This window comes from uncultured Shewanella sp. (assembly GCF_947497935.1).
GTDB lineage: Bacteria > Pseudomonadota > Gammaproteobacteria > Enterobacterales > Shewanellaceae > Shewanella.
In genome coordinates this window covers 1-14,326 of sequence record NZ_CANMIO010000031.1, presented here as the reverse complement: position 1 = coordinate 14,326, position 14,326 = coordinate 1, and the positions used below count along the sequence as shown (strand labels likewise).

Genomic DNA, 14,326 nt, shown 5'->3' with positions numbered 1-14,326 from the left:
CGGGATTCACAAATCAAAAGCAAAAAATGCAAACGCAAACGAGGAGCAAGGCTCCCCGTTTACAATTTGCGGATAATACATTCTAACCTTTATTTGGGGTTAGTGTACATCTTTCCAGTACTCTTTCTTTAGGAGGTAGGCCACAATAAAGAAAATGAACAAGAAGCCCATCACCCACCAACCTAGAGTTTCACGCTCAAGTTTGACTGGGTCGCCAGAGTAAACCAAGAATCCAGTGATATCACGAACCACTTGATCATACTCTTCAGCAGATAAGGCACCACCGGTCGCAACCAATGTTCCATCTTCTTGCTTGATAGGAAGACCTTGAAGGCCTTCAAGCACATGCGGCATACCTACCAATGGGAAGATTGTGTTATTCACACCAAATGGACGGCTTTCATCTTTATAAAAACCGTGAAGGTATGAGTATATCCAATCTTCACCACGCACTCGGGCAACCAATGTTAAGTCAGGAGGCGATGCACCGAACCACTTAGCTGCATCAGCATCAGGGATAGCGTTCTCCATTAACTCACCAATCTTGGCACCTTCTGGTAAGTACTTAATGCGCATCTCATCTAATGGGATACCTAAGTCAGTCGCAACACGCTCATAGCGTTGATACTGAGTACTATGACAGCCTGCACAGTTGTTTTGGAACAGATCCAAGCCACGCTGTAGAGACTCTTTGTCATTTAGATCAATATTGGCCTTCTCTAGAGGTGCTCCACCTCCGGCTGCGATAGCCAGAGTTGGCACCAATGCAACTAATGCAATCAGTAATTTTTTCATTAGTGTGTCAACCTCTCTGGTACTGGCTTAGTCTTTTCATTCTTACTGTAAATCCATAGGAATAAGAAGAAACCAAAGTAAGTTAGAGTGAAGATACGTGCCGCAATTGTTAGTGCTGGTGTTGCAGGCACTGCACCTAAGTAACCTAGTACTAGGAACGAAACAGCAAACTGACTGATGTTCACCTTATGGATCATGCTGCGGTAACGAATTGACTTAACCTTGCAACGATCTAACCATGGCAATACAAACAGCACTGCGATAGCTAAGCCCATGCCGATAACACCCATTAACTTGTCTGGGATAGCACGTAAAATTGCGTAGAAAGGTGTGAAATACCAAACAGGTGCAATATGCTCAGGAGTCTTCATTGGATTAGCCGCTTCAAAGTTTGGCTTCTCAAGGAAGTAACCGCCACCTTCAGGCATAAAGAACAGTACATAACAGAAGACAATTAGGAAGCCTGCGACGCCCATGATGTCTTTAACTGTGTAGTATGGGTGGAATGGGATACCATCTTTGGGCCAGCCATTCTCATCTTTGTTCTTCTTAATCTCGATACCGTCTGGGTTGTTAGAGCCCACTTCATGCAGTGCAATAAGGTGTAAGAACACTAAGACAACCAGCACAAGTGGTAGAGCAATAACATGCAAGGCGAAGAAGCGGTTTAGAGTAGCCCCCGAGACAACAAAGTCACCACGGATCCACAATGTTAGGTCGTCACCGATAACAGGTATAGCACCAAACAATGAGATAATTACCTGTGCGCCCCAGTAGGACATCTGTCCCCAAGGCAGTAAATAACCCATAAATGCTTCAGCCATCAACACAAGGAAGATAAGCATACCGAATAACCACAGCAGCTCTCTTGGCTTCTGGTATGAGCCGTAGATAAGACCACGGAACATATGCAGATAGATCACCACAAAGAAGGCTGAGGCCCCGGTGGAGTGCATATACCGCAGCAACCAACCATACTCAACATCACGCATGATATATTCAATAGAAGCAAACGCGCCTTCAGCGGTTGGCACGTAGTTCATCGTTAACCAGATACCTGTAAGTAACTGGTTAACTAGTACTAACATGGCTAGTGAGCCAAAGAAGTACCAGAAGTTGAAGTTGGTTGGTGTCGCATATTGACCTACATGACGGTTATACGTAGCGGTCATTGGAATGCGTTCATCAATCCAGCTGATAATATTCTTAACCATTACGTAGCTCCTTTATCAACACCGATAAGCACGGTGCTATCATCAAGATATTGATGTGGAGGAATGACTAGGTTCAACGGCGCTGGTACACCTTGGAATACGCGACCAGCCATATCAAACTTTGAACCGTGACATGGACAGAAGAAGCCTGACGCAACACCTTCTACTTGCTCACCAAATGTGTCTGGTAAGTAAGTTGGTGAACACCCTAAGTGAGTACAAAGGCCTACGGCTATGAAGAACTCAGCTTTAATTGAACGCTCAGGGTTCTGAGCATATGCAGGCTGCTGCGGTTCAACAGAGTCAGGATCACGAAGCTGAGCATCAATTGCTGGTAGACCATCCAAGATCTCCTGCGTACGACGAACAACCCATACAGGTTTACCACGCCATTCAACTCGAATAAGTTGACCTGGCTCTACTTTACTTATGTTTACTTCAACCGGCGCACCTGCTGCTTTCGCTTTGGCACTCGGATTCCATGACTTTATAAACGGAACCGCTACAGCAGCGGCACCTGCACCACCAACTACGGCGGTGGCTGCGGTCAGAAATCTGCGACGTCCGGTATCGACTGGCGCATTGCTCATCCACTTGTCTCCAGAGAGTGTTGGAATTTTTGTTTTATCTATCTTCTTCGAAACTGATTCAAACCGGAATTTGAATTCAAGTTTGAGACGGAGCCCATTATAGCCAAAAATTAGAACCAGATCATAGTTAAAACACTCAACTTAGTTAACTATGTTGCCTTTATTGCTACTTCTGCATAAAAAGCACGCATCAGAAGTCACAAAAACGGTCATATTCTTTAGCAGAACATTCAAATACTTTCATTCATATTCTTCTAAATTAGTGACTTAGCTACTATAAATTAATTTTTATTGGCTATAACTCGATAGTTGACTGAATAGGTAGGAATTAACGACCACTCGCAAATGACGGGCAATAGGCATAAAAAAAGGCCTAACTTATCGTTAGACCTTTTTATTATTCGAAAAGATTATTTTCCAGTAGAACTCTTCATATATCTAAAGAACTCACTGTCAGGCTCAAGCACCATAACATCTTTATCGCCAGAGAAGCTTGCTTTGTACGCGTCTAGACTACGCATAAAGCTGAAGAACTCTTCATCTTTTGTGTAGGCGTCTGCATAGATCTTAGCAGCCTCTGCGTCACCCTCACCACGAGTAGTTAAAGCTTTACGCTCAGCTTCCGCAGTTTGAATGGTCACACTAGCATCAGTCTTAGCGCGGATAATTTCCGCTTGCTCCTGACCCTGTGCACGATGTTCTTTAGCAACGGCTTGACGCTCTGCACGCATACGTTGATAAATACTAGTACTGACGTTCGCAGGTAAGTTAATTTGCTTAACTCGTACGTCAACAACTTCAACACCTAAGTCTTCAGCACTTTCAGCTGCATTTTTCAGTGCATCCGATTGCAACTCATCACGGCTACCAGAAACAATCTCTTTAATCGTTCTACGACCAAACTCGGTACGCAGATCGTTGTTAATCTTACGCTGTAGCAAGGTTTCGGCATTAGCCTTAATACCACCATTGGTAGAAAGGTAATAACGTTCGAAATCTTTAATGCGCCACTTCACGTATGAGTCGACCATTAAGTCTTTCTTCTCAGAGGTTACGAAGCGGTCCGCTGCGCCATCTAAGGTTTGTACTCGTGAATCCATAAACTTGATTTTATCAAGCATTGGAATTTTCAAGTGAAGACCTGGACTATAAACACGTGTCACGCCGTCATCTTTAAGGACTTTACCAAATCGTGAAACAATGGCGCGCTCGCCTTCGTTCACAACCAAAAGTGAAGACAATGAAATCGCAATAAGTACCGCTACGATTATCGCTGTAAATCTACCCATCACTTAGTTCCTCCCCAACGAACGTTCACCTCTTGATGGGCGACCATCGAGAGGAATGCTGCTGTTAGTGTGAGTTGTACTATTAACTGACATAACAGGCTGTGCCGGTTTAGTTTTAGTGCTGGCAGACTTATGCGCTTGGCTATTCTGCATCAACTTGTCTAATGGTAGATACATCAAGTTACCACTATTCTTGGCGTCGATAAGTACTTTGTTGGTGCCACTCATGACTTCCTGCATCGTATCGAAGTACATACGTTCACGAGTCACATCTGGTGCAGCTTGATACTCAGGTAATAGCTGTTCAAAACGAGCCACTTTACCTTTCGCTTCTAGAATCACTCGCTGCTTATAAGCAATCGCTTGCTGATCCATACGCTGCACAGTACCACGAACCTTTGGCTCTAACTGACGAGAGTAAGCTTCTGCTTCACGAATAAAGCGTTGCTCATCCTCTTGTGCTGCAATCGCGTCATCGAAGGCATCTTTTACCTCTTCTGGCGGACGAGCTGGCAAGAAGTTCACATCAACAACTGTAATACCGAGTTTATACGGTTTGATAATACGCTCGATTTCATCCCATGTATCACGACGAATTTTATCTCGACCTGTTGTCAGGATATCATCCATGGTGTTATGACCGATGACATAACGAAGCGCACTATCTGTTGCCTCACGCAAACTCGCATCTGCATCGACTACGCTATAAAGATAGTCTTTCGCGTTACTGACTCGATACTGAACATCAAGCTGAACAAGGACAACGTTTTCATCGGCCGTTAACATACTTCCAGAAGCAGGAATAGAACGAACCGTTTGTACGTTTACTGGTGTCACTTCGTCAATAAAGGTGGCTTTCCATTGAAGACCTGGATCGACTTCACCGACATATTCGCCAAAACGAAGAGCAACACCTTTCTCAGCTTCTTTAACTGTATAGAAACCAGATAGTCCCCACACAACTAAGGCGATAACCAGAACAATAATTAAGCTAGCTGCACTAATGCTGCCACCTGAACCATTCCCCTTGCCACCGAAGCGCTTAGAAAGGTTACGAAAAACTTCATCTAAATCTGGTGGTCCTTTATCATTACCACCCTTATTGCCATTTCCCCAAGGGTCTTGACCCTTGTTACCGGGCTCGTTCCAAGCCATTTAGTACTCCATAAGTGTATGAAATAAACGAGATTACTAAAATACTTAATTATGCGACGACAGGGTCGATCACAAAAGTCTCTATTTCACCTTGGCTCTGTTTTACTAATCGGCGCCAATCGGCATCCAATAAGCGAACAGAGATCATACAGTTCCCCAGATCGTCATACTCTTTCTGCTGTATTACATCCAGTTTATAAAACTGGCCGAGATAATGCCCCGCCGAAGCTGGGATTTGCAAGGTTAGCTCTTGGATAGCTTTACCAACAAGTTGGTTAATGGCGTCCTCAACTAATTCCAAGCCTTTTTGCTGCTGAGCAGAAACCCAGACTCTAATCGGTGTCCCCTCGTCATCGTAGTCAATGCGAGGTTTCACTTCATCCAATAGATCGATTTTATTGCAAACGATCAATTGTGGAATGTCTATGGCATCGATCTCTTTAAGCACTTTTTGAACTTGCTCAAAGTTATCTGCCATCTTTTCATCTGCACTATCTACAACATGCAACAATAGATCTGCCTGTCGTGTTTCTTGCAGCGTTGCTTTAAATGCAGCAACTAAATCGTGGGGTAAATGCCTAATAAATCCAACAGTATCAGCTAGGATAACATCACCATCAGGCAAATCTAACTTTCGTAATGTTGGATCCAGTGTCGCAAAAAGCTGATCTGCGGCATAAACATCAGATGTCGTTAAACCGTTGAACAGTGTCGATTTACCTGCGTTGGTATAACCAACTAAAGAGACGGTAGACATTTCACTGCGCTGACGGGATCTACGACTCTGATCGCGTTGCTTATCAACTTTTGCTAAACGGCGGTTAATGGTACTAATCCGGCCTCTCAATAGACGCCTATCGGTCTCTAGTTGAGTTTCACCCGGTCCACGTAGACCAATACCGCCCTTTTGACGTTCTAAATGCGTCCACCCTCTGATCAGGCGCGTTGACATGTGGCGCAATTGCGCTAGCTCCACCTGTAACTTACCTTCGAATGTCCGCGCTCTTTGGGCGAAGATATCCAAGATCAAAGTTGTTCTGTCGAGTACACGGCACTCGCACAACTGCTCAAGGTTTCGCTCTTGAGCTGGACTTAATGCATGATTAAAAATCACCACATTGGCATCAGTTGCCGCAACCATCGCAGCCAATTCTTCAGCCTTACCCGAGCCAACAAAAAATTTTCGGTCCGGTGAACGACGACTTCCAGAGATCACTCCAATTGACTGAGCACCAGCCGAGTCGACTAAAAGCTTTAGCTCATCTAAGTCTTCTCGGTTGTTTTCGTCAGCAAAGTCGATATGGACAAGTACCGCTTTCTCTCCCGCCTCATAACGATCAAACAAAAAGCAATCTCCTTAACAAATTACTTCTCATCGCCATCGTCATGCTGAGCGTTATAACCAGCTTGAGCATTTGTCGCTTGGTGGTTGCTCACGTTAAATGGACGTGAAGGAACCACTGTAGAAATGGCATGCTTGTAAACCATCTGGCTTACAGTATTTTTAAGCAAAATAACGAACTGGTCGAAAGACTCAACTTGTCCTTGAAGCTTAATGCCGTTAACAAGATAAATAGATACTGGAACGCGTTCACGACGCAATGCGTTCAAAAACGGGTCTTGTAAAGATTGCCCCTTTGCCATTTTCTAATTTCCTTTTTAATTAAAATTAATAGTTATTTTAATACAATAAAACTTTATCTTTGGTTTTAGTATTATACAGCAGCAGCTATTAAGCTAGCGACTATGTCGCATTACTGTTGCTAGATTATTTTCAGCCCCGCTTTCTAGCCAGATTAAATCGGGCCAACCGCGTAACCATGTTAATTGACGTTTAGCTAATTGCCTAGTAGCAACAACCGCTTTTTCGACCATAGTATCATAGTCGATTTCACCATCTAAATACTGCCAGCACTGCCTATAACCTACGCAACGCATAGATGGCAGCTCTAAATGCAAGTCAGTTCGAGCCTTCAAATGCTCAACTTCGCTAATAAACCCTTGTGTTAGCATGGTATTAAAACGAGTTTCTATAGCCTTATGTAACACCTTTCTATCGCTTGGTGCAATCGCAAATTGCACTACGTCGTAAGGGAATGCGTCAGACTTAGTCTTGGTCAGCTCAGTAAGAGATTGACCACTAATTCGATAAACCTCTAACGCTCTCGCGAGTCGCTGGGGATCATTAGGGTGAATTCTCTCGGCAGAAACCGGATCGATTTCGCGCAGCTGGTCATGCAAAGCTTGCCAACCTTGCGCTTCTGCTTCAGCTGCAATCTGCTCTCTTATCGCTTCATCTGCACTTGGTAGCGGTGATAGTCCCTCTAACAAGGCTTTAAAGTACATCATTGTGCCGCCGACTAACAAAGGCGTCTTACCACGACTCAATATATCTTCTATCTGAGCCAAGGCGTCGCGTCTAAAGTCCGCCGCAGAATAGCTTTGCGCCGGATCAATTATATCAATGAGTCGATGAGGCGCTGCAGCTTGCTCAGCTGCATCGGGCTTAGCGGTACCGATATCCATATCTTTGTAGATCAATGCTGAATCCACAGAGATGATCTCACAGTCATACTGCTTAACAAGCTCAATAGCTAATGCGGTTTTACCTGAGGCTGTAGGCCCCATCAAGGTAATAACTTTCTGTGATTTTTTATCGGTCACTCTGATTTTCTTTCATCCATTGCTCCCAAGGTAACTCTTGAGAGTGATTATAAAGCTCACACTGCACATCGTTCGGCAATGCATTGAAGGCAAACCAGGTCTCACTCACAGAAGTGAATCGGTTTGCTGCTTGCTCAGCAAGCCACTTTACAACAGCGGCATCACTTGGTAATTCTAATCTAATCCACTGCAGTAACTCAGGGATCAAGACCGCCAGTTGGCTATCTCTTAGATATGGGGGCACTTTCTTAATAATCAACTGCCCAAGACGAATAGAAAGCTCAATTCCTAATTTGCGTAATAGCTGCTCACGATTTTCGATAATCTCGGGCCAATCATCATCAACACTAATAGCTACAGGCATCAACAAAGGTTGACCAATCAAACCTTGTGCAAACTTGGCCGCAACTTCAGCTTTCAATGCCGCCTTTGCTACCATAGCGATATCCAGTAAAGATATTTTATCCTCTTTAACTAGCACCCAGTACTGGCCTGCTATAGCTGGCGGCATACTCGCCGTACCATGAGTGATTTTAGTCATTCCAGCTTGATGAGCGGTAGGACGCAAAGGCATGCTAGCACTCTGAGTTTGTGCTGTGTCTGTGCTCAAGAGCTCACCATAAGCACGAATACTCGTTTGAGAGGGCATACTCACATCTGAGTTTCTAGAAGCCGGCTTAAGTTGACTCCTATAACTCGTGCTACCACTCGAGTAATCCGTTTGACTGGCGCTTGAGTGTCTTTCCCTGACATCAAACGATGCCGATGGTTTACTCTTCGATTCATCAACATACTGAGACGGTGCTACCGCACCTCGTGTAGGGCTTGTTTGCCACTCAGAGGGCTGTTCAGACTCAGGTTCAATATCGACAGTAAGATGAGTCGATTGCGCCATAGCCGACTGTAGTGCTTGTAAAATATAGTCATGCACGTAACGACTCTGGTGAAAACGTACCTCGTGTTTTGCAGGGTGTACATTCACATCCACTTGATGGGGATCAAGCTCTAGCATCAACACGTAACCAGGCGAAATTCCCTCGGCATATTGTGCAAATGCCTGACGAACGGCGTGATTTACCAATCTGTCTTTAACTAGGCGGCCATTCACATAGAAATACTGGGTCTCACTGTAGCCACTCGCTGCACTTGGTGATTGTAAGTAACCACTCAGGCTCAAGTCATTATGCTGGCATTCGATCCGCAAACAGGTTTCGGCAAACGCTTTGCCACAAATTTGTCCAAGGCGCTGAAGATACTGGACCTCGGTATTCGCAGGGCGATAATTTCGTACCGTCTTGCCATTATGTTTTAAGGTGAAATGAATATCACGTCTAGCTAAGGCGATACGCTTGAGCCACTCATCAATATGGGTGAACTCTGTCTTATCACTCTTTAAGAAACGACGCCTTGCAGGGGTGTTAAAAAACAGATCTACCGCTTCAACCGTTGAACCGACGGGATGAGCTGCAGGTAATACCTTAACGGCCATCTCGGTGCCTTCGGCATGCGCTTGCCACGCCTCTGTTTGCTCAGCTGTACGCGAGGTTAAGATAAGCCGCGACACTGAGCTAATACTCGCTAACGCTTCGCCGCGAAAGCCAAAACTTAAAATAGCCTCTAGATCATCCAGCGATTTAAGCTTTGACGTGGCATGCCGAGACAAGGCTAGGCTCAAATCCTCTTTCGGGATCCCCGAGCCATTATCGCGGATACGAATAAGTTTAGCGCCGCCCTTTTCAATCTCTATATCGACGCGCGTAGCCCCTGCATCGAGACTATTTTCAACCAGCTCTTTAATCACTGATGCTGGACGTTCGACCACCTCACCTGCGGCGATCTGGTTAGCTAATTGCGGCGGTAACTTTTCTATTGCCATTGTTTACTCTCAAAAGCCCTTACGCGCTTGGGATCTTTAATTTCTGACCAATTCGTAAGTTATTTGATTTAAGGTTGTTTGCTTTCTTCAAACTGCTTATCGAGATCTGGTAACGATGCGCAATAACCGATAACGACTCTCCACTTCGAACCTTATGCTCAACACTGCTCTTACTCGCCAGTAGTGAGTTTACCGGAGGGTTAGCTTCGAAGTACTTAACCACCCCTTTATGAATAGCCTTAGCAACATTATTCTGATGGTCTCGCTGGGATAGTAATCGCTCTTCTTTTGGGTTTGAGATAAAGCCCGTTTCAACCAAAATCGATGGAATATCTGGCGACTTAAGTACAGCAAAACTGGCTGACTCAGGTTTATGCTTATGCAGTTTAGTCACGCGTCCAAGGTTGGAGAGCACATCACCTGCAATATTATGACTAATCGCCATAGAGCGATCCATAGACATATCGAGCAAAGTCATCGCAAGATACTGTTCATTATCGGTATTTTGGATTATCTCTCCCGCTCCACCGAGCAGTTCAGAATGTTTTTCTTTCTGCTCTAACCAGCGACCAATTTCACTGTTCGCGCGACGCATGGATAGTACCCAGACAGATGCTCCTCGTGGCTGAGGAGAGGTAAAGGCATCAGCATGAATAGAGATTAACAGATCGGCCTTACTATTACGGGCAATGTCAGAGCGTTTATTCAAATTAACAAAATAATCGCCAGTCCGCGTCATTACCGCCCTCATACCCGGTGTTGCATTAATTTTTTGAGCGACTTTCTTAGATATCTCTAATACAAGTTTTTTCTCATAGATGCCTGTCGGCCCAATGGAGCCTGGATCCTCACCGCCATGACCTGCGTCAATCGCGATAACCACATCTCTTAATTGAGTTTTTGGTTTAGTAACAGGAGACTTTTTCGCCGTTGAACCACCACTATCGAGATCGACGACTAATCGGTTGCCGTAAGGCGCTGTTGGAGGCAATGCAAACAAACTCGCTTTTACTGGCTTAACAAGATCGATAACGAGCCGTAACGTGCCCTTCTCTGGCGGGGTACTCTTACGTACTTTCTTCACCAGCTTACTATTATTTTTGATCTTATTGAGATCGACTTTATTAGAGGACTTCTTCAAATCCACCACTAAGCGATAAGGATTCGTAAGAGTAAAATAGCTATAGTCTGGAGACTGACTCAAATCGAAAACAAGACGAGTCGAGTCCGGCGCAGCCCAAATCCTTACGCTTTCGAGTTTATTCGCACTCTGCGCAAAAAATGAAGCACCAAAGGTAACAAGAAGTAGAAATAATCTAAGTATATTACTGTTTATTATCATTATTATTTAGGGCCGCTAGGATTTGTTCCCCTTTTGGAGAAAGTGCCTGTAACTCAACTTGCCTTCCAGTATTAACATACTGAATATGGATATGTACATCAGCAGAAGGTAATAAACCATGACCACGATCTGGCCACTCTACGATGCAAAGACTACGCTCAGTAAAATAATCGCGTATGCCCATAAACTCTAATTCTTCTGGATCGTATAAACGGTACAGGTCGAAATGATACACATCTAACCCATCAAGCTCATAGGGCTCAACTAAGGTATAAGTTGGACTTTTCACCGCCCCTTGATGGCCAAGGCTTTGAATCAGCCCTCGACTAAAAGTCGTCTTGCCAGCACCTAAATCACCGCTTAAATAAACAGTTAATGGAGGTGTGATCAGACCTGCTAACTCAGTGCCTAGGTTAACCGTTTCTTGCTCGTCACTTAAATTTAATGTAATTGCTTGCATACTCATTTCGAATCGAAAAGCGTCCTAATAAAACCGTACGTAGAATGCATTACTTTAACCTAATCACCTAGCTTTCTAAACTAGATTTCATTAACTAACTGGCGAATATAGGGCATTAAGTCACTCGCAAGCATGCCACGCTCACCAGCCTTAGCCGCCAAATCAGCCGCATTACCATGGATCACTACTGCTAAACAGGCAGCTTCCATACTCGAATAACCTTGAGCAACTATGCCGCCAACGACGCCAGCAAGCACATCACCGCAGCCTCCACCTGCAAGCCCCGGGTTACCAACAGGTGCCACTACACACTTATTACCATCGTAAATCAGTGTTCCCGCTCCCTTTAGCACTATCACACCGCCATACTCCTTATGTAGCAGCCTTACAGCCTTGAATCTGTTTTGCTCAACCTCTTCGATACTGATCCCGAGTAACCTAGCAGCTTCGCCCGGATGAGGTGTTAATACCCAATCTTTTTGCCTCATAGGCATCCCCTTTAGCAAATTAAGGGCGTCGGCATCGATCACGCAGGGCTTATCACTAAGATCCACCGCTTTGAGTAAGTTATACCCCCAGTCATTAGTGCCTAAGCCTGGGCCTATGACTAAGGCTGAAGCCCACCCGAGCTTTAAATACACTTCCATATCAACCAGCTCGCAACCCCAAAACATCAGTTCTGCACGCGTGGCACTGACAATAAGTTGATGCTCAGGTCTTGATATAACGGTCACAAGTCCCGCTCCACTGCGCAGGCAGCCCTCCGCCGCCAACCTCACCGCTCCAGCCATGCCGTAATCACCACCAATAACAGAGACCTTGCCGCAATCTCCTTTATGAGCATCTCTTTTGCGGGGAACAAGTGCCTTAATACACTGACTACTGACAACCTGTTTGGCACTTGGTTCAGGTAAATAACCCGTTAACCCCAACTCGGCAAGTAAGAGCTCACCACAATTGTGACGAGCCTTTCCTGTTAGCAAGCCTTGCTTCAATGCGCCAAAAGTCAGAGTCACGTCGGCTTCTATCGCTGCCGCGGTGTAACTTCCCGTATCAGGATTTAGACCAGATGGCACATCAAGACTTAGTACCCAGGCGCAGCTTTTATTTACTTCATCAATGACATAGGTCAGTTCAGCACTTAACTCACCAGAGATCCCTGTGCCTAACAAGCCATCTACTATCACCTCAGCCTCAGCAATCTGAGAGCCACAAAACTCAACCACTTCCCCACCAGACTCTAAGAACCGATGAATCGCACTCGTGAGTTCGTCACTCGGATTGTTTGGTGTACTTGCTTGCAATGTAACGTCAAAACCTGCTTCGAGTAACAAGGAGGCTGTCACATAAGCATCTGCACCATTGTTACCATGCCCCGCTAATACCAGCACCTCATTAGCATTCGCTTGCCTTTCGCTTAAAAATTGAAAAGCGGCAGCGCCAGCTCTTTCTACCAATTGATATAAACTGACGCTTCCACTGCTAACAGCTGACAATTCTGCCGCTCGGATCTGTTCAGTTAAAAAAAGAGAGGTCGGTAATAAGTGTGCTTGGCTCATATCACGTTTCCTAGAAGTGGGCAGAGATAATAATCAATGTAGTAGCTTAAAGAATCAGGCTTAAGTGCAAATGAATCCTAAGGGGCAATAGCTAACCTAAGTTTGATCTAACACAATTATAGCGGCTCAAACTGCCGCAATAGGCAATCAAAAAAGGCACCTATCGGTGCCTTAGTTAGCCAAGCTAAGTGTAAGCTTAGATGTCATCCATTCTAATGCTGCTGTGGACGAGGCGCTGTTGTTGGATTTTTTTAACTCTGACCAGATCCTCTAGTGCCCCCTTTGTTTCAGCCGTAGCAGAAGAGTTAGCCGTTTTCTCTAGCAAACCGATCAAACTGTTATCCAATTTTAAATGTAGTTCCAGCACATCATCTTCGCTCATATTGGCTGGCAAAGTTAATTTCTGACAATTTCCAATAAAATCTTCAAAAACAATGTCTTTATACCAGGTATCTAAGATCTTTTTCGGCGCTTCATCGATATAATCTTCCAGCTTTTCAGAGGTATTACGCTCATGTTGCTGAAAATACTCTAGCATCAACTTTACTCTAGAAGAGTCAGCATGAGCATGCAAACGGCTATAGAGTTGCGCCATCTCTATGCGACATCTCGCCACATAATCTAAAAGTTCACTGAGTTGTTGAATACGCATTTTTCTCTCCTTAGTCCGCCACATAAGAGTGACACGCCCAAATATTAGTCATTTTTATTATGGTATGAAAAACCGACTTAATATTTGAGCGTAGTCAAACTTTAGAAAAACCAAAACTGCTTACTTTAGACATTATGAAAGAAACAAGCGCTCGATCACGTTATCGCCTTGGGCATTACCGTGAAGCTAAATAACAAACAGAGTTAATCTCGAACAAATATCAGGGTCTTTGCTGTAATTTTTGCTTAGAGAGTTATTTTTAATGGCCTACAAAAGTAAGGTTTCAGCGAGCTTTTGAGTTAAACAAGAGTAGATTAGAGCCCGATTGTTTATGCAAATAGATCTATACCTTGGCAAAACAAAGGTATCAACATTTCTACGGGCGCAACCGAGTTAATGTTGCATAAGCATATAGATCTTAAGATTATTTTTTTAATTTGGCTTAAGAGTTTAAACTGAATATTACAGAGAGGAAGATTGGAGCTTTTGATTTAATAGACAGCGGGTTCGAACCGACTGTTTATACAAGTAGGTCTATACCTTGGCAAAAAAAAGGTATCAACATTTCTGCGAGCGCAACTGAGCTAATGCCGCATAAATATTTTGGTTTTATTCAGGTTTGATTTGAGATATCTGAGAATGTGCAGAGGAAGATTGGAGCGACATATCGGGTTCGAACCGATGACCTATACCTTGGCAAGGTATCGCTCTACCAACTGAGCTAATGTCG

13 protein-coding genes are annotated in these 14,326 nt (G+C 44.4%); all 13 read right to left on the bottom strand.

What is annotated here, in order from left to right; translation table 11 throughout:
* Window positions 1–99: 99 nt before the first annotated feature.
* Window positions 100–795 (bottom strand): cytochrome c1, encoded by a 696-nt coding sequence (locus Q1A86_RS20150; RefSeq protein WP_012156732.1) that lies wholly within the window; start codon window positions 793–795, stop codon window positions 100–102.
* Entirely contained in the window at window positions 795–2,009 is a 1,215-nt protein-coding gene (locus Q1A86_RS20145) for a cytochrome bc complex cytochrome b subunit (RefSeq protein WP_299810953.1), read from the bottom strand. Before Q1A86_RS20145 ends, Q1A86_RS20150 begins: the two co-directional genes overlap by 1 nt.
* The gene (gene petA, locus Q1A86_RS20140; protein ID WP_299810950.1) at window positions 2,009–2,599 is read right to left on the bottom strand and encodes a ubiquinol-cytochrome c reductase iron-sulfur subunit; all 591 of its coding nucleotides are present in this window, start codon (window positions 2,597–2,599) and stop codon (window positions 2,009–2,011) included. The genes Q1A86_RS20145 and petA overlap by 1 nt, the downstream gene beginning before the upstream one ends.
* A gap of 410 nt (window positions 2,600–3,009) precedes the next feature.
* A complete protein-coding gene (gene hflC, locus Q1A86_RS20135; protein ID WP_299810947.1) occupies window positions 3,010–3,888 on the bottom strand; it encodes a protease modulator HflC in 879 nt (292 codons plus the stop codon).
* Window positions 3,889–3,891: 3 nt separating this feature from the next.
* The gene (gene hflK / locus Q1A86_RS20130; protein ID WP_299810944.1) at window positions 3,892–5,043 is read right to left on the bottom strand and encodes an FtsH protease activity modulator HflK; all 1,152 of its coding nucleotides are present in this window, start codon (window positions 5,041–5,043) and stop codon (window positions 3,892–3,894) included.
* A gap of 49 nt (window positions 5,044–5,092) precedes the next feature.
* Window positions 5,093–6,388: a ribosome rescue GTPase HflX gene (gene hflX / locus Q1A86_RS20125; RefSeq protein ID WP_299810941.1), complete on the bottom strand. Its 1,296-nt coding sequence runs from the start codon at window positions 6,386–6,388 to the stop codon at window positions 5,093–5,095.
* 20 nt (window positions 6,389–6,408) lie between these two features.
* Complete coding sequence (gene hfq / locus Q1A86_RS20120) at window positions 6,409–6,687, bottom strand: RNA chaperone Hfq (RefSeq protein WP_012156738.1); 279 nt, start codon at window positions 6,685–6,687, stop codon at window positions 6,409–6,411.
* A 93-nt stretch (window positions 6,688–6,780) separates the two neighbouring features.
* Window positions 6,781–7,707, bottom strand: a complete 927-nt coding sequence (gene miaA, locus Q1A86_RS20115; RefSeq protein WP_299810929.1) for a tRNA (adenosine(37)-N6)-dimethylallyltransferase MiaA — start codon at window positions 7,705–7,707, stop codon at window positions 6,781–6,783.
* Complete coding sequence (mutL, locus tag Q1A86_RS20110) at window positions 7,697–9,583, bottom strand: DNA mismatch repair endonuclease MutL (RefSeq protein ID WP_299810926.1); 1,887 nt, start codon at window positions 9,581–9,583, stop codon at window positions 7,697–7,699. The genes miaA and mutL overlap by 11 nt, the downstream gene beginning before the upstream one ends.
* A 19-nt stretch (window positions 9,584–9,602) precedes the next feature.
* The gene (locus tag Q1A86_RS20105) at window positions 9,603–10,925 is read right to left on the bottom strand and encodes an N-acetylmuramoyl-L-alanine amidase (protein ID WP_299810923.1); all 1,323 of its coding nucleotides are present in this window, start codon (window positions 10,923–10,925) and stop codon (window positions 9,603–9,605) included.
* Window positions 10,909–11,385, bottom strand: coding sequence for a tRNA (adenosine(37)-N6)-threonylcarbamoyltransferase complex ATPase subunit type 1 TsaE (gene tsaE / locus Q1A86_RS20100; protein WP_299810921.1), 477 nt, complete (start codon window positions 11,383–11,385; stop codon window positions 10,909–10,911). The genes Q1A86_RS20105 and tsaE overlap by 17 nt, the downstream gene beginning before the upstream one ends.
* Window positions 11,386–11,465: 80 nt before the next feature.
* On the bottom strand, window positions 11,466–12,944 hold the full coding sequence (locus Q1A86_RS20095) for an NAD(P)H-hydrate dehydratase (RefSeq protein WP_299810918.1): 1,479 nt from the start codon (window positions 12,942–12,944) through the stop codon (window positions 11,466–11,468).
* Between the two features lie 196 nt (window positions 12,945–13,140).
* Window positions 13,141–13,596: a hypothetical protein gene (locus tag Q1A86_RS20090; protein ID WP_299810915.1), complete on the bottom strand. Its 456-nt coding sequence runs from the start codon at window positions 13,594–13,596 to the stop codon at window positions 13,141–13,143.
* Window positions 13,597–14,326 lie beyond the last annotated feature (730 nt).